This window comes from Vogesella fluminis (assembly GCF_014652335.1).
GTDB lineage: Bacteria > Pseudomonadota > Gammaproteobacteria > Burkholderiales > Chromobacteriaceae > Vogesella > Vogesella fluminis.
Genome location: NZ_BMYP01000044.1, coordinates 1 through 20,500, shown reverse-complemented (window position 1 = coordinate 20,500; position 20,500 = coordinate 1). Strand labels below are relative to the sequence as shown.

Here is a 20,500-nt window from a genome sequence, read left to right as displayed (position 1 = left end):
CTGGAAAACCGGACCGGAGTTCGGCCCTGAAATTTACACCACCTTGACGGACGCTATCCTCGCCGCGCGTCTGCTGCCTTCTTTGGGTTCCCCGTTTTCCTCCCTGATCTGTCTGCTTGCGTGGCGACCGGCGCGGCGTTTTGCCGCGTGTCTTGGCACCGCGTTGGCGGGACATTTTCGTCCGCTCTTCAGCGCAGCCAGCAGTTCGAACGGGATAAAGATGAACGGAATGCTCCGTTGCAAAATTTCCAAAGATATTGCCGGTAAAGCTGTCATTTATCTGATTGATTAAATGATGTTTGTCTAATTAAAACAAAGACATATATCTTGTGTGTTATTTTTTGAATCAGCCGGAAAACGGGGCGGTAACTCCTCAGCAACTATGTATAGTTGCGACGTCATCCGATAGGTTCCGACGTGGAATCACGGTGTCGGCCTTGTGGCCAGACTATGTGAACTGACTTGACTGTTTGTAACTGACATCTTTCAGCTATTGATTTTAAAAGTGGCTGTTGCAAGTAAAGCAACAAGTTTCAGCAAGATAAGTGGCCGGCGCCAGCGCCTGCTGACGGGATGCCAAAAAGGGGGCGCGTTCCTGTCGGGCGGGTGGCTGGGCCATCAAGGCAGCACGGCGGAGCTATCGGAACAGACGAAGCAAGATTTGGTTGTGGCGTGTTGCCTGCGGCCGGGAGCGGGCACGATGTGGTGCCGCTGCCGGCTGCCGCCGCCACGCAGGAAAAGGGGATGGCCGGATCGGGCAGGGCGCTGGGCGCTGCCGGGCGGTCGCCCAGGTTATACGAAAGGAAATTATGTCTATTGCAGCAGCGCTAGCCTGGCCGCGCCTGATGGCGCGCAGCGGCACCATGTTGTCACTTGTCTTGACCCTGTTTGCCGCCCCCGGCATGGCCCAGAGCAGCAAGACCCTGCCGCAGAACCAGGGCACCGGGACGGCAGCGGCTGCAGTGGAGCGCGAGGGCGAGCTGGAGGTGATCCACGTCCACTACTTCGACAAGACCACCGGCAACCGCTACTACCTGAAGACGGAAGCGGGCCGCGTCGAGCTGAAGTTCAAGGGCAAGGGCCCGCGTCAGCCTAGCGGCACCAAGGTGCGGGTGAAGGGTTCGCTCAGCAATAATGTGCTGGCGCTGGACAGCACCGGCGGCACCAGCTACCAGGTGCTGGCACTGGCCGCGCCGAATACCTTTGGCGAACAGAAAACCGCGGTGCTGCTGGTCAACTTCCAGGACAACCAGACGCAGCCGTATACCGCGAGCCAGGCCAACACTACCGTGTTTGGCAGCAGCAGTGATTTCATCAAGGAAAACTCGTCGCAGCAGACATGGCTGAGCGGCAATGTCTTCGGCTGGCTGACGCTGCCGATCAACCAGACCTGCAGCCCGGACAATGTGGCCGCCTACGCCAACCAGGCCGCCAAGAACGCCGGCATCGACCTGACGCAATACCCGCGCCGCATCTACGTGATGCCGAAAAACAGTGCCTGCACCTGGGCCGGCATGGGCACCGTCGGCGGCTCGCCGTCGTCGTCGTGGCTGAACGGTGCGCTGTATCGCGGGGTGGTGACGCACGAGATGGGGCACAACCTGGGCCTGTGGCACTCGCACTCGCTGGATTGTGGCGCGACCACGCTGGGCAGCAGCTGCAATCGCAGCGAGTACGGCGATGCCTTCGACACCATGGGTAACGGCGGCGTGCACTACAACGCGTTCCAGAAAGAGCGCCTGGGCTGGCTGAATTACAACCTGTCGCCCGCCATCGCCACCGTGGAAAGCGGCAGTACCACCGTCACCTTGGCGCCGTACGCGGCGGCCGATAATGGCATCAAGGCGCTGAAGGTGCTGAAGGGTGTGGATGCGACCACCGGGCAGAAGAGCTGGTACTACGTCGAGTTCCGCCAGCCGCAGGGCTTCGACAGCGACATCTCGCGTTTCCCGTGGGCGGTCAATGGCGTACTGGTGCGTACCGGTACCGACAACAGCGGCGACACCAGCGACCTGCTGGACCTGACGCCGAACAGCTCGGCCACCGACGACATCAGCGATTCGCCGCTGGCGGTGGGCAAGACCTTCACCGATAGCGGCAGCGGCGTCAGCATTTCGCTGCTGTCGGCAAGCAGCAGCGGCGCCACGCTGAGTGTGGCGACCGGCGGGCAAACGCCGGTGCAGCCGGTGTGCACCCGCGGCAACCCGAGTGTGGTGCTGACGCCGGGGCAGAGCCCGTCGCTGGCGGCCGGCACGGCGGTGAATTTCAGCCTGAGCGTGACCAATAACGATTCCAGCGCCTGCAGCAGTTCGCAGTTCAGCCTGGCGGCCACGCTGCCGGCCGGCTGGAGCAGCCTGCCGCTGTCCGCGCTGACCCTGGCGCCGGGTGCCAGCACCAGCACCACGCTGAGCGTGACGTCGGCAACGACCGCGGCTGCCGGCTCCTACGGCTTGAGCGTCGTTGCGGCCAACCTTGGCAGCACGAGCTACCGTGCCACGGCCGCGGCAACCTATGTGGTGGCCAGCGGCACGACCAGCACCAGCAACAAGCCGCCGGTAGCGGTCAATGACGGCGCGGCGACCAAGATCGGCACCGCCGTGAAGGTGGTGGTGCTGGGCAATGACTACGATCCGGAAGGCAAGCCGCTACAGGTGAAGACCGTGGGCGTGCCGGCGCGTGGCAAGGCGGTGCTCAATAGCGACGGCAGCGTCACCTATACCCCGAACGGCAAGTTCAAGGGCAGCGACAGCTTCAGCTACAGCATCAGCGATGGGGCCGCAACGGCCAGCGCGGTGGTGTCGGTGCAGGTGAGCAGATAAGGCTGCGCAGTATCGTCAGCAACAAAAAGCCCGGCTTGCGCCGGGCTTTTTTCGATACGCCAGTCTGGCTTACAGGCAGGCGCTCGGCAGGTTGTTGTTGTAGTTGTCCAGTCTGGTGGCCAGGCTGCGGGCCAGGCTGGCGTCAGTGGCGCTGACCTTGCCGGTGTAGCCGTTACCAGTGAACTGGTACTTGGTCAGCAGTGCGTTGGCCTGGGTAATGGCAGTAGTGACTTTGGCGCAGGTACCTGCCCCTGCCGCGTAGTTCAGTTCAGCCGCTACCAGTTGCGCCGCCATGTTGAACAGCGGATCGCTGGCTTTCTTGGTACCGCCAAAGGTGGACTTGTTGAGCAAGCTGACTGCCTTGCTGCAATCCGGTGCCACGTCAGGGTTGGCCACGCTACCGTGCAGGTAGAAGCTGTTTACCTGGATACCGGTAGGTTCAGCCAGGGCCATGGTACGGTCGAGAACAGGCGCTTGCTTGCCGTTACTTTGCTTGCAGGAAGCCCAGTTTTTCCAGAAACCGATGGTGCGGGCTTGGCCTTCCGGCGGTGGTACGTTGTCGATGGTGAAGCTTACAGACTGACCGGCAGTGGCGCTAAAGCCGACGCAAGTGGTGCTGTTGTCACCGCCATTGGGTGGCGAGAAGGCGCCGGCCATCGAGGACAGAGAAGTTGTCCAGCCAGCCAGGATGCCCTGTTCGCACAGTTGGTAGTCGCCGGGAACCACCTTGTCAAAGGTAATGGTGCCACCGTTGCCGGCATTGGCCTGCAGGGTCTGCAGGATGGTGCCGTCTGCTGCGGCCGATGCGCCGGTACGCAGGCTGAAGGTGAACACTTCACTACCAGTGATGGGTGCGCCCTTGAAGGTCTTGATTACCTGCACCTCGGCCCGCTTGGTGTTCTTGAACAGGCAGGAGAACACTTTGCCGGCATCGGCTGGGTAATTGACGGTAAAGGAGCAGGTGGTGGCCTGAGGGTCAGCGTTGACACTGTTCAGGTCCCAGCCATTCTTCAGCGTTTCGGTCACGGTGTAGACACCTTCGGAAAGCGAGAACGGCTGACCGCCTGCTTCGAATGCTACTGCAGCACCACCGGCATCAGCCTCGGCTAGGACGCCCGTCCCGGCACCAGGGCCAGTCAGGGTAAAGCGCCACTTGAAGTCGGCATCACCGGATTGCAGCACCGGATCGGTGACTTTCTGCACTTCGGCAGTGGCCGGACCAAATGCCCGCTTGTTGGCGAACACGGCAGTGCCCAGGCAGATCGGTGTGCTGTCGGTGACAGTCAGGTCGACACTGCGCGAGTTGCTGGTCGCATCGGCAAGCACGCCGATCGCTTCAACGTTGGCCGCATTGACGAACACGGTTTCCTCAACCACTTGATAGGTATCCGGCACCAGTCCGGTCAGGGAGACCGATTTGGTGGCGCCACTATCGCCGTAGTTGAAGGTCAGCTCTTTCTTGCTCTGGTAGGTCGCATCACCCAGGCGGGTAATGGTGAAGCGGATCACGTATTTCTCACCCGCAGCCAGGAAAGACATCGATTCCGCGTCGATGCTCTTGTCGATCTTCAGCTCGGCGGCCGAACTCGACACGATGGCCACATTGACTGGGCCGGAAACCTGCGGGCTGCCATCTTTCGGTGTCAGTGTCGCAGTGTCAGTCAGGGTACCGGACGTGATTTTCTGGCCATTCAGGTGAATGGTCTTCAGGAACACAACCGAACCGCTGCTGCTTTGTTCGCCGGATGTCCAGTTAACCGGACCGACGGTCTTGGTGCCCAGTACATAAGCCGGATTGAAGCTGCCGGCGACGCTGCCGCCCAGGCTATCGACCGAGAACTTCAGGTCATTGCCAGTGATCGACTCGGTGTCGGTGATGACCGCGGTGGCGTTGGTGGTGGCGCCGCTGCTGATAGCGGCACTGGCTTTGGCGGTGGTGTTACCCGGTACCGCGATACCGGTGGCCTTGTCGATGTAGGTCGCGGTGGCCACGTCGTTGAAGGAACCCTGATCGCCGGCGCTGGCTGACAGAACCTGCGTATTGGTCAGCACTTTGACTTCCGACTTGGCGGTCACATCAACATCGCCCGAGTTGGCATCACTGCCGACCTGGGTGGTCTGGGTCAGACCCTTGTAGATCTTGTCAGTGACGTTGACGGTGATGGTGCGCGATGCCGGGTTCTTGGCGTAGACGTTGGTGGTGACCGTAATCATGCCGTTGATGGCAGCCGAACGGGTCCACTCGATGGTGATTTCCACCGGTAGCTGGTCATCGAAGTCCTTGGCGCAGACGTTGCCGAAGGAAACACTGGCCGGATTCGCCTGTTTGGTGATGTTCCAGCTGTAGTCGGTGTCCTGGGTGGCAGTCATGTCCTTGCGCAGTTCCTGCGGCAGGATTTCTTTCACCGGAATGGACACGTCACGCGCGCCGATACCGGCGGTGCCGAAGCTTTCGTTGGTCAGGTTGGCGTGCAGCGACGATCCCGGATACAGGTGCGAACCCAGAGCCAGCCGCGCGTAGTAGTCAAACACGCAGGTGCTGTTCTTGTTCTGGTTGATGGTGACCAGCCGGTACAGTGACTTGTCGGTACCACCGATGCCGGGGCTGAGTACCATCTGGGCGCCGACGCTCTGGATCGAGCAGGTGCCGCTGGAGAGCGCCGCGTTCTTGGTCAGTGTCGACAGCACGTCGTAGCCGGGTTTGCCGGCGTCCTCGTTATCGACCACCACCGCGATGGTGTATTGCTGGCTTGCCGGTGCCGAATTGCCGGCATTGACAGTCAGCCGGTACGGCACCAGGTCCAGCTCGTTCCAGCCCTTGCCGAGGTTACCGGTAGTGTAGGCCGCATCGGGGCAGATGAACTGGCCGCTGCCATTGGGCAGCGTGATGTCGCCGTTGTTGCGGCAACCTTCCAGCGTGTTTTGTATGCTGTCGGGTGCCACGGCGGAGGCCGGATTGGCGGTCAGCAGCAGGAACAGCGTGCTGAACAGCAGGGCGAAAAACCTGAATAGGGGTTGTTTGAGGCCCGCCGTACTACAGGTGGCGGGTGTGTGTATTGCGGAAGCCTGGAGCGGCTTCCCGAGGCCGTTGGGACTCATGTTACACCTCCTTTGAAGCTATCAAAGGCGGTTCCTTGCCTAGGAATCGCGCGAGATCCCCTCCTGCATTCAAATCGAAAAATACCGCCAGTACTGTTCTGCCGCTTTTGTTCGTACCTGTGGCTGCAGTTTGCCAGCCAGATTCAGCCCCATCCGGCAATGCCTGCCGCGAGTGGCCGCTGCGATTACAGAACATGCCAAACGTGGTTTGCCTCCTTTCTTTGCTCAGGCGGGATTGGTACGCTGCATCGTAGTACATGGTGACAATAGATTCAACAATACATTTAAAATATGGCGACAGCAAAATGGCAGGAAATTCCTGCCGCCATCAGCATTTCCGGGAGGTTATCAGTGCTCGGGAACGGCTAGCGGCCGTTGTTGATTGCGTGCGTAGTTGCCCAGCACGCGCGGTACATACTGCATGGTCTCCTGATAGGGCGGCACGCGGTTGCCGTAACGCGCCACTGCCTGTTCGCCGGCATTGTAGGCCGCCAGCACCAGCCTGAGGTCGCTGCCGAAGCGGCCCATCAGCTCACGCAGGTATTGCGCACCGGCGCGGACGTTCTGTCCCGGATCGTACGGATCGGTCACACCGTAACGTCCGGCGGTGGCCGGCATCAACTGCATCAAGCCAATCGCGCCCTTGGGCGACACCGCGCGCCAGTTGTAACCGGATTCGGTGGCGATGACCGCGTGCAGCAGGGCTGCGTCCATGTTCAGGCTCTGTGCGGTGCTGTCGATCAGCCGGCTCCAGCGTGCGCGCTGGCTGGCGCGGTACTGTGTGCCGGTCGTGCGCTTGCCGGCGGCGACTTCGCCGCTGTCGTGCGGCGTGCTCAGCACCAGCCGGTAGCGTTTGTCCTGCGGCACGTTGCTGAAGTGCGTGGTGCCGTCTGCATCGGTAAAGGCGTAGATGCTGGCATCGACGACAGGTGCCAACAGTAGCAGCAAGACGGCCAGCAGTGCCGGCCTTGGCCGGCAGCGAACCGGCCCGGCGCGGGGCAGGCAGGCAAGGGTTGCCATGATGGTTTCCTCTGGTGGGTGAAACGTCAGTAGCTTCCGCTGTGGAAGCGATAGCCCTTGTAGCTCAGGATTACGCCATCGGCCTGGATGCTTTCCAGCGTCATGCCGGCCACGACGTCGTCACCGGCGCGCCGTACCCGGTCGTTGATGATCACCAGTCGTTCTGTATCCCCGGAGGAGGAAAAGCCGGAGATCACCACCGTGCCGGCAATCTCTTTTTGCAGGGCCGCCGGCAGTTCGTGCAGGCTGAACACGCGGTTATTGATACGGCTGACGGGCGCCGCTTCGGTTGCCGGCGCCGGGGCTGCTGTCGTTTGCGCGGCCGGCTTGCCTGCCGCCGCGATACGGGTTTCCTTGCGGCCGGGTGTGGCCGGAGCGGGAGACGTTGGCCGCATTGCTACGGGCCCGGCAGGATTGGGCGTGGCAAGCTGCGGACTGGTCGCCGGCGGTAGGTAAACCACCTTCGCTTCGGCTGGTGGCGGCGGTGTCTTGCTGTCGAGGGCAAGCTTGTTGCCGGGCGCATGGGGCGTGGCCGGCCGGATCGTTTCCAGCGCCTGCCAGCCGAACAGCATGCCGGCCGCGGCGATGCCGCTGCCCAGCAGCAGAACCGGCAACAGTACCGGCAGCAGGTAGCGCCAGCGCGGTTTGCCCGGCGTCGGCTGGATGCTCTGCGCGGCGTGGATGGAGTGCACGGTCGGCGTGCTGTGGCGTTGCCGTTCCTGATCGGCCTTGAGCAAGGCGTCGAGTATGTAGGACATGATCACTTCCTCCGGATGGTGACGGGTGCGGTGGCGCTCAGGTGCGGCGAGTCGGGGTTGCCGGCCTGGGTTAGCCGTATCAGGGTCAGCGGCCCGGCGATGCCGTCAGCGGGCAGGTCGTGTTGCTGCTGGAAGTGGCGTACCAGTGTCGAGAGCCCGGCATCGTAGCTTGCGGCCAACGTTTTGCCGCCGGCATCCGGCAGCTGGCCCAGCTGTTGCCGTAGCCAGGCGACCGCCAGGCTGCGGCTGCCGGGGGCCAGCGGCTGCTGGTAGTGCGGCGGCGGCATCCACAGCGCGGTGTAGCGTCCGTTCCAGGCCTGTGCCAGCGCCTGTCGCGTCAGCAGGTGCGGCTGCTGGCCGATGCGCACCCGCGCCTGTTCGCCTTCCAGCGCCAGCAGGGTCAGGTGCTGCAGCTGGCCGTCGGGCTGCTGCAGTTGCAATACCGCCGGCAGGTTGAGGCGGTGCAGGGTGTCGAGGTCGCCGCTGCCGCTCAGGCAGCGGGCGCCGAACAGTTCGGCCTGTCGGCAGGCACCGGCCTCGTCGCTGACCGGCGCCGGAATCCGCCATTGCCCCAGCAGCGTGCGGTAGGCCTGTGCTTGCGCGAGGTCGGCGGCCGGCAGCGGCGCCGGCAGGCGCGCCAGAGCGGCGGCGGGGCGGGGCGCGACGATGGATGCGGCTGGCTGGGCCGGCGTCTTGGCACGCGCAGCAGTGGCTGCGGCCGGTGGTGGCTGGCTGGCCGGTTGTGCGCCATAGAACAGCACGGTGGCAACCGCGACGGTGCTGAGCAGGGCGCCGCTGGCGAGGGCCAGCTTGTGCCACGGGCGGACCGGGCTGCTGTTGAATACCTCCCGCGCCGCCTGCCGCACCGTGGCGCGGTCGACGCGGGGCTTGCCCTGTGCATAGCTGCCGAGCAGGGCGCGGTCGCACAGCACGTTCAGCTTGCGCGGCACGCCGCCGCTGCAGGCAAACAGCAGCCGCATCACCGCCGGCGGGAACAGGTCGAGATGGCTGCCGGCCACGCTCAGCCGGTGCTGGATGTAGGGGGCGATTTCGTCGCGCCGCAAGGGGCCGAGGTGGTAGCGGGCGACGATGCGCTGCGACAGCTGCCGCAATTCCGGCCGTGCCAGCTTGTCGCGCAGTTCCGGCTGTCCCAGCAGGATGATGTGCAGCAGCTTGTACTCGTGCGTTTCCAGATTGGTCAGCAGCCGCACCTGCTCCAGCACCTCGTCGCTCAGGTTCTGTGCCTCGTCGATGATCAGCAGCGTGGTGCGTCCCTGCGCGTGGGCGGCCAGCAGGTGCTTGTTGATGAGGTCGATGCAGGCCTTGTTGCCGTGCTCGGCGGGCAGCGCGATCTGCAGCTCTTCGCAGAGGGTGGCCAGCAGCTCCGGCACTGTGAGTTTGGGATTGATGACGAAGGCGACATCGCAGTGCGCGGGCAGCTGTTCCAGAAAGCAGCGGCACAGCGTGGTCTTGCCGGCGCCGACCTCGCCGGTCAGCAGCACGAATCCGCCTTCGCCCCTGATGCTGTACATCAGGTGGGCAAGTGCTTCGCGGTGTTGCCGACTCATGAACAGATAGCGCGGATCGGGCGCGATCGAGAACGGAGAGTCGGCAAGGCCATAGTGACTGGTGTACATGGCGCGACCTGCTGTGATGTGCTATCCGATTCAGTACGGTTGAAAAAAAGTATAGTTTGCTGCCCGGCGTTTGCCGCCGCCCTTTTCTTAAACGGCACCGCCGCCGCCGCAGCGCTTCCTGTTACAGCTGCCGGCGGCGCGGTTGCCGTTCTCCTCCTGCCGTTCAGACCATACCCCGGCGCTTCCTGCCTGCCGCTGTCGGCATCCCATCCGTTTTCGCTGGCGAAAGCCATATGCGTTGTCTTTGCATTGCGTCTAGCACCAAAGAATGGATGGCGAAAGCCGGCCTGGCCTTCTATAAAAGTAGTTGTCTGAATTCTGTTGTAAGCATGATTAACAACTGGGTCAAGTAGCTTACTGCGTGGCAGGCCGCGTCGGGGCGGGGCTGGCTGGCGGATCGAGGCGTGAAATCTATGTATAGCCTTTCTCGGAAGCGATGCGTCGCGGCGGGGTTCACCTTGCTGGAATTGCTGATGGTGCTGGTGATCATCGGCCTGCTGGCCGGCTACGTGGCGCCGCGCTACTTCGCGCAGGTCGGCAAGGCCGAGGTGAAGACGGCGCAGGCGCAGGTGGACGCGCTGGAAAAGTCGCTCGACCAGTACCGGCTGGATACCGGCCGCTATCCCACCACCGAACAAGGGTTGGCCGCACTGTATACGCGCCCGGCCGACGAGCCGAAGTGGCAGGGGCCGTACCTGAAAAAGGCGCCGCCACCGGACCCGTGGGGACGGCCCTACCAGTATCGCCAGCCGGGAGAGCGCGGCGAATATGACTTGTACAGCTACGGCAAGGACGGGCAGTCCGGTGGCTCGGGCGAGGATGCCGATATTGGCAGCTAGGTCAGGAACATCATGTATTTCGAGATCAAGGCCATCAACCCCGATGGCGAGGTAGCGGTCCTGGTGCTGGAAGCCGTCAGCGATGGCGAAGCCGTTAGCCAGGCGCAGGACCAGGGCTATGCCGTGCTGGCGGTCCGGCAGCGCAGCTTCTCGTGGACATGGTCGCGTTCCCGTTTCCAGCTGGCGCTGTTCACCCAGGAACTGCTCGCGCTGCTGGAGGCCGGGCTTGCGCTGGTGGAGGCCATCGAGGTGCTGAACGAGAAGGAAACGCGCCCGGAGTCGCGCCGCATCCTGGGCCAGATCATCCTGCGCCTGCACGAGGGCCTGTCGCTGTCGGTGGCGCTGCAGCAGTTCCCGCAGACCTTCCCCTCGCTGTATGTCGCCACCGTGCGCGCCAGCGAGAAAACCGGCGACCTGCAGAATGCGCTCGGCCGTTACCTGGCCTACCAGACCCAGGTCGATGCGGTACGCAAGAAGGTGATCAGCGCCTCCATCTATCCGGCGCTGCTGATTCTGGCTGGCGGCGCGGTGCTGCTGTTCCTGATCGGCTACGTGGTGCCGCGCTTCGCCCAGGTCTACGAAACGATGGGCAGCGACCTGCCGCTGTTCTCGCGGCTGCTGCTGGCCTGGGGCCAGCTGTTCCAGGCCTATGCCGTGTTCCTGCTGCCGGCACTGTTGCTGTCGCTGCTCGCCGCCGGCTACCTGCTGACCCGTCCCGAGGTCATCCGCCGGCTGGGCGAGTTGCTGTGGAAGATCCCGTCGCTGGGCGAGCGCATGCGGCTGTACCAGCTGGCGCGGCTGTATCGCATGCTGGGCATGCTGCTGGTCGGCGGCACGCCGGTGGTGCCGGCGCTGGCGATGGTGTCCGGCGTGCTGCAGGCCTCGCTGCGGCTGCGGCTGCAGCAGGCGGCGCGCGACATCAGCGACGGCAAGCCGATTTCCGGTGCGCTGCACAGCCACGGACTGACCACGCCGGTGGCGCTGCGCATGCTGCGCGTCGGCGAGCGCAGCGGGCAGATGGGCAGCATGATGGGCCGCATCGCCGGCTTTTACGAGGAAGAAATGGCCCTGGCGGTGGAGCGCTTCATGCGCATGTTCGAGCCGGTGCTGATGGTGTTCATCGGGCTGGTCATCGGCATCGTGGTGGTGCTGATGTACCTCCCCATCTTCGAGCTGGCCGGGAGCATCCAATGAGCCGCGATCTTTCCCTCCCCGAACCGGTGGCGTTCAGCGCCAGCCAAGTGCAGCAGGCGCGCGACGACGCGCAGCGCTACCAGCGACCGCTGCTGGCGGTGCTGGAAGAGGGCAGCGGCCTGGCGCCGGATGCCTTCGTGCGCCACCTAGCCGCCACCGCGCACTACCCGGCGCTGGCGATGGCCGACATCGAGCAGCTGCAACCGGCCTTCGACGTGATCGCCTATCCCGACGCGGTGCGCCAGGAGTGCATGGCCTGCCGCAGCGCCGACGGCGAGCTGCGCATCCTGTTCAGCAACCCGTTCGATGCCGCGCTGCAGGAGTGGGTGCATTGCGCGGTGCAGCCGGCCGCCAGCTGGTATCTGGTGCACCGCGGCGACCTGGCCGCCTTTCTTACCCGCTACGAGGAATCCTGGCGTGCCATCGACGTGCTGCTGGGCTCTGCGGCCAACCCTGTCGAGGCCGCGCAGGCGGTGGAAGACATCTCCTACAAGTCGATCAGCGAGGACACCAGCCAGGTGGTGAAGCTGGTGCACTCGGTGATTTACGACGCGCTGAAGATGGGTGCCAGCGACATCCACCTGGAGTCGGGCGGCAACGGGCTGGTGATGAAGTACCGCATCGACGGCGTGCTGCTGACCGTGGGCAGCCTCAACGGCGCCGATCTGGCCGAGCAGATGGTGTCGCGGGTGAAGGTGATGTCGGAGCTGGATATCGCCGAGCGGCGCATCCCGCAGGACGGGCGCTTCAAGATCGCGATGCAGGGACGCGAAGTCGATTTTCGCGTCTCCATCATGCCCAACATCCTCGGCGAGGACGCGGTGCTGCGCATCCTCGACCGGCGCACGCTGACCGACAGCCAGCAGGCGCTGCGCCTGGACAGCCTCGGCTTCGACAGCCAGCTGATCGGCGAGATCCGCCGCTACATCAGCGAGCCGTACGGCATGGTGCTGGTCACCGGCCCCACCGGCAGCGGCAAGACCACCACCCTGTACGCGGCGGTGACCGAGATCAACTCCGGCAGCGACAAGATCATCACCATCGAGGACCCGGTCGAGTACCAGCTGCCGGGGGTGCTGCAGATCCAGGTCAACGAGAAGAAGGGGCTGACCTTCGTGCGCGGCCTGCGCTCCATCCTGCGCCACGACCCGGACAAGATACTGGTCGGCGAGATCCGCGATACCGAGACGGCGCAGATCGCGGTGCAGGCGGCGCTGACCGGCCACCTGGTGTTTACCACCGTGCACGCCAACAACGTGTTCGATGTCATCGGCCGCTTCATCCACATGGACATCGAGCCGTACAGCTTTGTCTCGGCGCTGAACTGCATCTTCGCGCAGCGCCTGGTGCGGCTGAACTGCCCGTTCTGCTCGCAGCCGGAACAGCCGACGGTGGCGCAGCTGCTGGCCGCCGGCCTGCCGGCCGAGCTGGCCACGCACGACGGCTTTCGCAGCGGGCGTGGTTGCGGCCACTGCCGCGGCACCGGCTACAAGGGGCGCAAGGCAATCGGCGAAATGCTGCGCCTGACCGACGAGATCCGCGAGCTGATCGTGGCGCGCGAGCCGATCCGCCACATCAAGGAAGCCGCGCGTCGCAACGGCACCCGTTTTCTGCGCGAGGCCGCGGTCGACATGGTCAAGCGCGGTGAAACCACACTACAGGAAATCAATCGTGTCACTTTCGTTGCATGAGCGAATCAGCTTGTCGCTGGCGCCGGAACGCGCGGTCTGGCTGCGGCTGTCGCGCGGCCTGCGGCCTCGGCTGGTCGAGCGCGCGGTGGCCGCTTGCCCGCCGGCGGAGCAGGGGCCGGCGTGGCGCCCGGCGCTGGCCGCCCTGCGCGGCTTGCTGCAGGAGCAGCGCCTGCCGCCGCGCGCGACAACGCTGGTGCTGTCCAACCATTTCGTGCGCTACCAGCTGATCCCGTGGCGCGAGGGGCTGGACACCCCGGAAGAGTGGCAGGCGCTGGTGCAGCACGCCTTCCAGCAGGTGTACGGCGATGCCGCCGCGCAGTGGCTGTACCGCTGGAGCGGTAGCGGCTACGGCGGGCCGCTGCTGGCCAGTGCCATCGACAGCGAACTGCTGCAGGAAGCCGCTGCGCTGGCGCAGGAAGCCGGCCTGCGGCTTTCGTCGGTGCAGCCTTACCTGATGGCGGCCTGCAACCACTGGCGCAGCCAGATCAAGGTTGGCCGCGGCGCGTTCCTGCTGGCGGAGCCGGGGCGGGTGGGGCTGGCCTGCTTTGACGAGCGCGGCTGGAGCGACCTGGTGTTCGAGCCGCTGGACGGCGACATCGCCACCGCTTTGCCGGCGGTATTGCCGCGCATGCTGTTGCGCCTGCAGCGCAGCCCCCTGCCGCTGGACGTGTACGCCTTTGCTGGCGACGGCAGCGCGGTGGTGTGGCCCGAGCCGCAGACCTTGCGCCTGCGCCCGCTGGCGCTGCCGTCGGCGCTGGCCGCCTTGTCCGTTTCGGACCGGGCTGCCTGCAGCATGGCGCTGCTGGGAGACTGAAACATGCACGCGATCGATCTCGACTACGTCAGGACCCGCCACCACTACGGCCGGCGCCTGCTGCTATTGCTGGCGCTGGCGGCCGTGCTGCTGCAGGGCGGCTACTACGCGAGCCTGCAGCAGGAAGTCGCCAGCCAGCAGCAGACGGTGGCGCGCAACGAGACCGCATTGCAGCGGCTGCAACCGCGCGTCGCCCCCGCGCAGGCACCGGCGCTGGCGCGCGAGATCGCCCGCGCCAACGAGGTGTGGGCGCGGCTGAACCAGTCGTGGCCGCAGCTGTTCGACGCGCTGGAAGCGGCCAGGAACAACGAGGTCGCCCTGCTGGAGGTGGAGCCGGACAGCCTGCGGCGGACGGTGCGCATCACCGCGGAAGTGAAGCGGCGCGCGGCGATGCTGGCCTATATCGAGCGCCTCGGCCAGCAGCCGGCGCTCGGCGACATCACCCTGCTGGAACATCACGTCAACCAGCAGGACAAGGAGCTGCCGATCCGCTTTTCGCTGTCGGCACAGTGGAGGGCCGGCTCATGAACACGCTCTGGCCCCGGTTGCGCTACCTGCGCCAGCGCGCGGGCTGGCCCTTGCTGCTGCTGGTGTCGCTGGTAATCGGCATGCTGCTGTTCCACACCATGCTGACGCGGCCGTTGCAGGGCCAGCTGGCGCAGCTGCAACAGCAGGCGCAGCAACAGCAGCGCGACATCGTGCGCCTGCGCTACCAGCGCAGCCACCCGCTGCCCAGCCCGCAACTGCGGCTGCAGCACTTCTATCGCGCCTTCCCGCACCAGTCGACCGCGCCGCTGTGGCTGGAAAAGATCTACGCCGCCGCCGAGGCGCAGCAGCTGGCGCTGCCGCGCGGCGACTACAAGGTGCTGCCGGACCGCAGCGGGCAGCTGCTGCGCTACGAGGTGCAGCTGCCGGTGCGCGGCAGCTACCAGCAGCTGCGCGCCTTCGTGGCGCAGCTGCTGGCCGAGAACCCGACGCTGTTGCTGGCCAACCTGCGCTTCAAGCGTGACAGCATCGGCCAGCCGCAGCTGGATGCCGCCATCCATCTGGTGCTGCTGCTGAGGGAGGGCTGACCATGCTTGCACAACGACAACGCTGGCTGCTGCTGGGGGGCGCACTGCTGCTGACCCTGCTGCTGGCGGCCGGCATCGGACAGCCGGAGAGCGGGAACGAGGCGGCGGTGGTCGAGCCGGCGGCGGCGCGTCCGCGTGGCAGCCGTGTCGTGCCGCCGGCCGAGCTGCAGGTCGGCAGCCTGGCCAGCCTGCCGCGCGACATGGGCACGGGCAAGGTGCGCGACCTGTTCCCGGTGCAGAGCTGGTATGTGCCGCCGCCGCCGCCGAAACCGGCGCCGCCCAAGCCGCCGCCCTTGCCGTTTACCTATCTGGGCAAGGCGATCGACGACGGGCTGGTGACCGTGTTCGTGGCGCAGGGGGATCGTAATCTGGTGGTGAAAACGGGCGATGTCATCGACGGGGTGTACCGGGCAGACAGCATCCTGCCGCCGGTGATGACCTTCACCTACTTGCCGCTGCAAATGCAACAGACCTTAGAGATCGGAGTGGCAAATTGAAACGCTTACTCTTTCGGCTGCTCATTCTGTCCGTGTTCACGGGATGTGCCAGCAACAAGGCTTTCATGGAAGGCAAACAGCTGCTGCTGGACGGCCGGGCGGAAGAGGGTTTTTCCCGCCTGGAAGAGGTCGTCAAGCAGTCTCCGGACAACGTCGAATACAAGAGTTACCTGTACAACCAGCGCGGGCGTTTCATCAACCAGTGGCTGGCGCAGGCCAACAGCGTGCAGCTCAACAGCCAGTTTGACGAGGCGGAGCTCCTTTACCGCCGCGTGCTGAACCTCGATCCGCAGAACCAGCGCGCGCAGGCCGGGCTGGATAGCCTGGTGCAGGAACGGCGCCACCGGCTGCTGCTGGACGAGGCGCAGGCGCAGCAGCAAAAAGGCGAGCTGGCGCCGGCGCTGGCCACGGTACGGCAGGTGCTGGCCGACAACCCGCGCCACCGCGACGCCAGGATCATGCTGCGACGGCTGGAGGAGCAGGGCGGCAACAACGGCATCGTCAGCCCGCAGCTGAAATCGGCGCTGGCGCGCCCGATCACGCTGGAGTTTCGCGACGCGTCGCTGAAAGCGGTGTTCGAGATCATCTCGCGCACCGCCGGCGTCAACTTCGTCTACGACAAGGACGTGCGCGCCGACCTGAAGGCCACCATCTTCGTGCGCAACACCACCATCGAGGAGGCGGTGCAGCTGCTGCTGGTGTCCAACCAGCTCGACCGCCGCGTGCTCAACGACCGCACCATCATGATCTACCCCAACAACCCGGCGAAGCAGAAGGACTACCAGGAGCTGGTGGTGAAAAGCTTCTACCTGGCCAATGCCGAGGCCAAGGATGCGGCCAACCTGATCCGCACCCTGCTGAAAACGCGCGACATCTATGTCGACGACAAGCGCAATCTGGTGGTGATGCGTGACACGCCCGACGCGGTGCGGCTGGCGGAAAAACTGATCGCGTCGCAGGATCTGGCGGAGCCGGAAGCGATCCTGGAAGTGGAAGTGCTGGAGGTCAACCGTGCCCGGCTGCAGAACCTGGGCATCGAATGGCCGGGTCAGGTCGGCTATGGCCTGCTGCAGGGCGGTACCACCACCGCGGTGCTGGGCACCGGCGGCAACACCATCTCCGAGGTCACCACGCCGGGTAATACCGTGGCCCAGGGCGTGGTCGACCTGCGCGCCAACCCCAGCCGGCTGACCACCTTCATCGCCAACCCGGCGCTGCTGGTCAACCTGCGGGCACAGGACACCAACGCCAACGTGCTGGCCAACCCGCGCATCCGCGTGAAGAACCACGAGAAGGCCAAGATCCACATCGGCGACAAGGTGCCGGTGTTCACCAGCACCGCGGTGGTCAATGCCGGCATTGCGCAGTCGGTGTCCTACCTTGACGTCGGCGTCAAGCTGGAGGTGCAGCCCACCATCGGTCTGGATGAGGACGTCACCATCGACGTCGGGCTGGAAGTGAGCAGCATCGTCAAGCAGGTGAACTTCGGCGACAGCATCGCCTACCAGATCGGCTCGCGCGCGGTGGACACCATGCTGCGCCTGCGCAATGGCGAAACCCAGGTGCTGGCCGGCCTGATCCAGGACGAGGACCGCAGCTCGGTGACCAAGATCCCGGGGCTGGGTGACCTGCCGCTGCTCGGCCGCCTGTTCTCCACCAATAACGACAACCGCTCCAAGTCGGAAATCGTGCTGCTGATCACGCCGCACATCGTGCATAACCTGGCGCTGCCGGCCCGCAATATTTCCGAATTCCGCGCCGGCACCGAAAGCAGCATCGGCGGCATGGGCGCGGTTGGCGGCGCACCGTCGCCGATCCCGTCTTCGGGTGCGAGCAGCCGCAGCAGCGCGCCGGCGGTACCGGCCGTGCCGGGCATGATCCCGTTGCCGGGCATCGTGCCGTTCCAGCCGGCACCGCCGCCGGCCGCACCGGCCCCGGCGCAGTAGCCGGGCGGGAGGAAAAATGAAGGCGCCAGCGCAAACCGGCGGCCACCGCGCCCGCGGCTTCACCCTCATCGAGCTGGTGGTCACCGTGGCGATCGTGGCGCTGCTGGCCAGCATCGCGCTGCCGCTGGCGGAGCTGACGGTGCAGCGCGGCAAGGAGCAGGAGCTGCGCGTGGCGCTGCGCCAGATCCGCGACGGCATCGACGCCTACAAGAAGGCGGTCGACGACGGCCGCATCCTGAAGGCGGCCGACGAAAGCGGCTACCCGAAGACGCTGGCGGTGCTGGTGGAGGGCGTGGTCGATCCCAAGGACCCGGACAAGCTGAGGAAGATCTACTTCCTGCGCCGCTTGCCGCGCGATCCGCTGGCGGCCGATCCGCAGCTGGATGCCGCCGAAACCTGGGGGCTGCGCAGCTACGACAGCGAGGCCGACGCCCCGGAAGAGGGCGACGACGTGTTTGATGTCTACTCCAAGGCGGATGGCAACGGGCTGAACGGCATCCCGTACCGGCAATGGTGACCATGCAGCCGCCGCGGCAGGCCGCGTGCGGCAGGGAAGATCGGGCTATGAAAACGCAACAAGCGCGTGGCTTTACGCTGATCGAGCTGATGGTGGTGATGAGCATCATCGCCCTGTTGCTGACCATCGCCGTGCCGCGCTATCTCAGCAGTGTCGAGCGCTCCAAGGAGGCCGTGTTGCAGAGCGACCTGTTCATCATGCGCGAGGCCATCGACAAGTACTACGGTGACCGCGCCCGCTATCCGGACGCACTGGAGCAGCTGGTGACCGACAAGTACCTGCGCAGCCTGCCGCAGGATCCGTTTACCGAGAGCAGCACGACCTGGGTGGTGGTGCCGCCGGACGACCCGGCCAAGGGCGGGGTGTTCGACGTCAAGAGCGGCGCCGAAGGCGAGGCACAGGATGGCAGCCGCTATCAGGAGTGGTAGCGCGCGCCGTCGCGCCCGGCCGCTGCCGGCGCGCCAGCATGGCTTCACCTACCTCGGGCTGCTGGTGCTGATCGCGGTGATGGGCTGGACCCTGGCCGCCACCGGCGAGGTGTGGTCCACGGTGCAGCAGCGCCAGCGCGAGCAGGAGCTGCTGTTCGTCGGCAACCAGTACCGCGAGGCGATCCGCCAGTACTACGAGCGCTCGCCGGCCGCGGCCAAGCGCTACCCGCCGACGCTGGCCGACCTGCTGCTGGACAAGCGCTACCCCAACGTCCAGCGCTATCTGCGCAAGCTCTATCCCGATCCGATGACCGGCAAGCCGCAGTGGGGGCTGCTGCGCGCGCCCGACGGCGGCATCGCCGGCGTCTACAGCCTGGGCGGCGGTGTGCCGTTCAAGGTCGACCAGTTCGAGCAGCGCGACGCCGCGTTCAAGAACGCGCGCAGCTACGCGCGCTGGCAGTTCAGCTACCAGGTCGTCGGCGGCGCCGCGCTGCAGGGCAATGCAGCCAGCGAGGACGGCGAGAATGTGCAGCCGTTCGACGCGCCGGCGGGCAGCGCCGGTGACGGTGGTGAGGACGGCGGCTGAGTGCCGCCGATCCGCTCTACCGGTATGGCCCGCTTGCTCCGGCCGCGATCCCCTCCGGAAATGGCTGCCTCAGACCGGAATGGCCGAGGTCAGCTTGATCTTCTGCATCGGGATTTCCGTTTTGACGCTTTGCACCCCCTTGATGCGGGTGAGGTGCTCGATCTGGAATTGCCGGTAGTCATCGAGATCGGCGGCCACGATGTGCAGCAGAAAATCGCAGTCCCCGGCCATCAGGTGGCACTCCACGACCTGGGGCAGCTGCCTGATCGCGTCGGTGAAATGATCGACCGTCTCCGCATCCTGCCCCGTCAGCCAGATACGGGCGAACACCGTCAGCCCCTTGCCCACCTTGGCGGCATTCACCACTGCCACATAGTGTTCTATCACGCCCGCCTCTTCCAGCAAGCGCACCCGTCGCAGGCACGGCGAGGGCGATAGCCCCACCGCCTTGGCTAGTGTAGTGTTCTTTTCTTGATGGAACTTGTCTGAAGCGCCCCGTTCCAATGGTTTATTTGGAATTGTATTGGAGCGAGGAATTGCGAGTAGCCCCAGCGATTGTGTTGACGCAAGAACAGGAGGCGGAGTTGACCGGACTTGTTCGCTCCAAGCTTACGAGCGTGCGGCTGGCGCAGCGTGCGCAGATTGTGCTGCTGGCTGCCCAGGGCATGCAGAACAAGGAGATCGCCGACCAACTCGGTATTGGGCGAGTGCAGGTGGCGCGATGGCGCAAGCGCTATTTGGCCTCTGGGCTGCCGGGTATCGAGCACGACTTGCCGCGCGGCGCGCCGCCGGTGAAGGTGGACGTGGCGCGATTGGTGGACCTGACCACTCAAACCAAGCCCGAGGCGGCCACGCACTGGAGCACGCGCAAGATGGGCGCCGTTCTGGGCGTCNGCGATGGCGCAAGCGCTATTTGGCCTCTGGGCTGCCGGGTATCGAGCACGACTTGCCGCGCGGCGCGCCGCCGGTGAAGGTGGACGTGGCGCGATTGGTGGACCTGACCACTCAAACCAAGCCCGAGGCGGCCACGCACTGGAGCACGCGCAAGATGGGCGCCGTTCTGGGCGTCAGCGCCAGCACGGTCATGCGGCATTGGCAGGCGCATGGCTTGAAGCCGCATCTGGTGCGCACCTTCAAGGCCTCGCGTGATCCGGAGTTCGTCGAGAAGCTTGAAGACATCGTGGGCCTGTACATGTCGCCGCCCGAGCACGCGCTGGTGCTGTGCTGCGACGAGAAGAGCCAAGTGCAGGCACTGGACCGTACCCAACCGGGATTGCCGCTGAAGAAGGGGCGTGCAGCAACGATGACGCACGACTACAAGCGCAACGGCACGACCACGCTGTTCGCCGCGCTCAACGTACTCGATGGTCAAGTCATCGGCCAGTGCCAGCAGCGCCACACCCATGCCGAGTGGCTCAAGTTCCTGAAGAAGATCGACCGCGAGACACCCAAGGGCAAGACCCTGCACCTGATCGCCGACAACTACGCCACGCACAAACACCCGACGGTGCAGGAGTGGCTGGCCAAGCATCCGCGCTTCAACATGCACTTCACGCCCACCTCGGCGTCGTGGCTGAACATG

Annotated in this window: 19 protein-coding genes and 2 pseudogenes; 15 read left to right on the top strand and 6 right to left on the bottom strand. The window is 65.1% G+C overall.

Features of this window, described 5'->3' with window-relative positions:
- A partial coding sequence (locus IE083_RS13680) for a hypothetical protein (RefSeq protein ID WP_189354465.1) occupies nucleotides 1–292 on the top strand: 292 nt, incomplete at its 5' end.
- A gap of 517 nt (nucleotides 293–809) precedes the next feature.
- Entirely contained in the window at nucleotides 810–2,819 is a 2,010-nt protein-coding gene (locus IE083_RS13675; protein ID WP_189354463.1) for an Ig-like domain-containing protein, read from the top strand.
- Nucleotides 2,820–2,888: 69 nt separating this feature from the next.
- Here the strand turns inward: IE083_RS13675 and IE083_RS13670 are convergent, their stop codons facing one another.
- From IE083_RS13670 to IE083_RS13655, 4 genes are all read right to left on the bottom strand, one after another.
- Nucleotides 2,889–5,918, bottom strand: a complete 3,030-nt coding sequence (locus IE083_RS13670; protein WP_189354461.1) for a hypothetical protein — start codon at nucleotides 5,916–5,918, stop codon at nucleotides 2,889–2,891.
- Nucleotides 5,919–6,266: 348 nt separating this feature from the next.
- Nucleotides 6,267–6,938 carry a lytic transglycosylase domain-containing protein gene (locus IE083_RS13665; protein ID WP_189354459.1) on the bottom strand — a complete coding sequence of 224 codons (672 nt, stop codon included), beginning with the start codon at nucleotides 6,936–6,938 and terminating at the stop codon, nucleotides 6,267–6,269.
- Nucleotides 6,939–6,964: 26 nt separating this feature from the next.
- Complete coding sequence (locus IE083_RS13660; RefSeq protein WP_189354457.1) at nucleotides 6,965–7,696, bottom strand: general secretion pathway protein GspB; 732 nt, start codon at nucleotides 7,694–7,696, stop codon at nucleotides 6,965–6,967.
- Nucleotides 7,697–7,698: 2 nt separating this feature from the next.
- Nucleotides 7,699–9,333 (bottom strand): ExeA family protein, encoded by a 1,635-nt coding sequence (locus tag IE083_RS13655; RefSeq protein WP_189354455.1) that lies wholly within the window; start codon nucleotides 9,331–9,333, stop codon nucleotides 7,699–7,701.
- Nucleotides 9,334–9,746: 413 nt separating this feature from the next.
- Here IE083_RS13655 and gspG point away from each other — a divergent pair, with 413 nt between their 5' ends.
- The 11 genes from gspG (at nucleotide 9,747) to IE083_RS13600 (ending at nucleotide 18,918) form a co-directional block, all read left to right on the top strand.
- Nucleotides 9,747–10,172: a type II secretion system major pseudopilin GspG gene (gene gspG, locus IE083_RS13650; RefSeq protein ID WP_189354453.1), complete on the top strand. Its 426-nt coding sequence runs from the start codon at nucleotides 9,747–9,749 to the stop codon at nucleotides 10,170–10,172.
- Between the two features lie 12 nt (nucleotides 10,173–10,184).
- Nucleotides 10,185–11,366 (top strand): type II secretion system F family protein, encoded by a 1,182-nt coding sequence (locus tag IE083_RS13645; protein WP_189354451.1) that lies wholly within the window; start codon nucleotides 10,185–10,187, stop codon nucleotides 11,364–11,366.
- Entirely contained in the window at nucleotides 11,363–13,057 is a 1,695-nt protein-coding gene (locus IE083_RS13640; protein ID WP_189354450.1) for a GspE/PulE family protein, read from the top strand. Before IE083_RS13645 ends, IE083_RS13640 begins: the two co-directional genes overlap by 4 nt.
- Nucleotides 13,038–13,871, top strand: coding sequence for a hypothetical protein (locus IE083_RS13635; protein ID WP_189354449.1), 834 nt, complete (start codon nucleotides 13,038–13,040; stop codon nucleotides 13,869–13,871). Before IE083_RS13640 ends, IE083_RS13635 begins: the two co-directional genes overlap by 20 nt.
- 3 nt (nucleotides 13,872–13,874) lie before the next feature.
- The gene (locus tag IE083_RS13630; protein ID WP_189354448.1) at nucleotides 13,875–14,399 is read left to right on the top strand and encodes a hypothetical protein; all 525 of its coding nucleotides are present in this window, start codon (nucleotides 13,875–13,877) and stop codon (nucleotides 14,397–14,399) included.
- Nucleotides 14,396–14,944, top strand: coding sequence for a hypothetical protein (locus IE083_RS13625; RefSeq protein WP_189354447.1), 549 nt, complete (start codon nucleotides 14,396–14,398; stop codon nucleotides 14,942–14,944). The genes IE083_RS13630 and IE083_RS13625 overlap by 4 nt, the downstream gene beginning before the upstream one ends.
- A 2-nt stretch (nucleotides 14,945–14,946) precedes the next feature.
- A complete protein-coding gene (locus IE083_RS13620; RefSeq protein ID WP_229799752.1) occupies nucleotides 14,947–15,441 on the top strand; it encodes a hypothetical protein in 495 nt (164 codons plus the stop codon).
- A gap of 65 nt (nucleotides 15,442–15,506) precedes the next feature.
- Nucleotides 15,507–17,387, top strand: a complete 1,881-nt coding sequence (locus IE083_RS13615) for a secretin GspD/PilQ domain-containing protein (protein ID WP_189354446.1) — start codon at nucleotides 15,507–15,509, stop codon at nucleotides 17,385–17,387.
- A 16-nt stretch (nucleotides 17,388–17,403) separates the two neighbouring features.
- Entirely contained in the window at nucleotides 17,404–17,904 is a 501-nt protein-coding gene (locus IE083_RS13610) for a type II secretion system protein (RefSeq protein ID WP_189354445.1), read from the top strand.
- A gap of 47 nt (nucleotides 17,905–17,951) precedes the next feature.
- Nucleotides 17,952–18,332: a type II secretion system protein gene (locus IE083_RS13605; RefSeq protein ID WP_189354444.1), complete on the top strand. Its 381-nt coding sequence runs from the start codon at nucleotides 17,952–17,954 to the stop codon at nucleotides 18,330–18,332.
- Nucleotides 18,307–18,918 carry a type II secretion system protein gene (locus IE083_RS13600; protein WP_189354442.1) on the top strand — a complete coding sequence of 204 codons (612 nt, stop codon included), beginning with the start codon at nucleotides 18,307–18,309 and terminating at the stop codon, nucleotides 18,916–18,918. Before IE083_RS13605 ends, IE083_RS13600 begins: the two co-directional genes overlap by 26 nt.
- Nucleotides 18,919–18,987: 69 nt before the next feature.
- Here the strand turns inward: IE083_RS13600 and IE083_RS13595 are convergent, their stop codons facing one another.
- Nucleotides 18,988–19,305: an Lrp/AsnC family transcriptional regulator gene (locus IE083_RS13595; protein WP_229799755.1), complete on the bottom strand. Its 318-nt coding sequence runs from the start codon at nucleotides 19,303–19,305 to the stop codon at nucleotides 18,988–18,990.
- 3 nt (nucleotides 19,306–19,308) lie between these two features.
- Nucleotides 19,309–19,422, bottom strand: a pseudogene (locus IE083_RS15975) (AsnC family transcriptional regulator); the annotation flags it as partial.
- On the opposite strand from IE083_RS15975, the gene IE083_RS13590 reads away from it, so the two are divergent.
- The gene (locus tag IE083_RS13590) at nucleotides 19,422–19,889 is read left to right on the top strand and encodes a helix-turn-helix domain-containing protein (protein ID WP_268245138.1); all 468 of its coding nucleotides are present in this window, start codon (nucleotides 19,422–19,424) and stop codon (nucleotides 19,887–19,889) included. The pseudogene IE083_RS15975 and the gene IE083_RS13590 sit on opposite strands and share 1 nt — an antisense overlap.
- Nucleotides 19,817–20,500 (top strand): annotated as a pseudogene (locus IE083_RS13585) (IS630 family transposase); the annotation flags it as partial. The gene IE083_RS13590 and the pseudogene IE083_RS13585, both read left to right, overlap by 73 nt.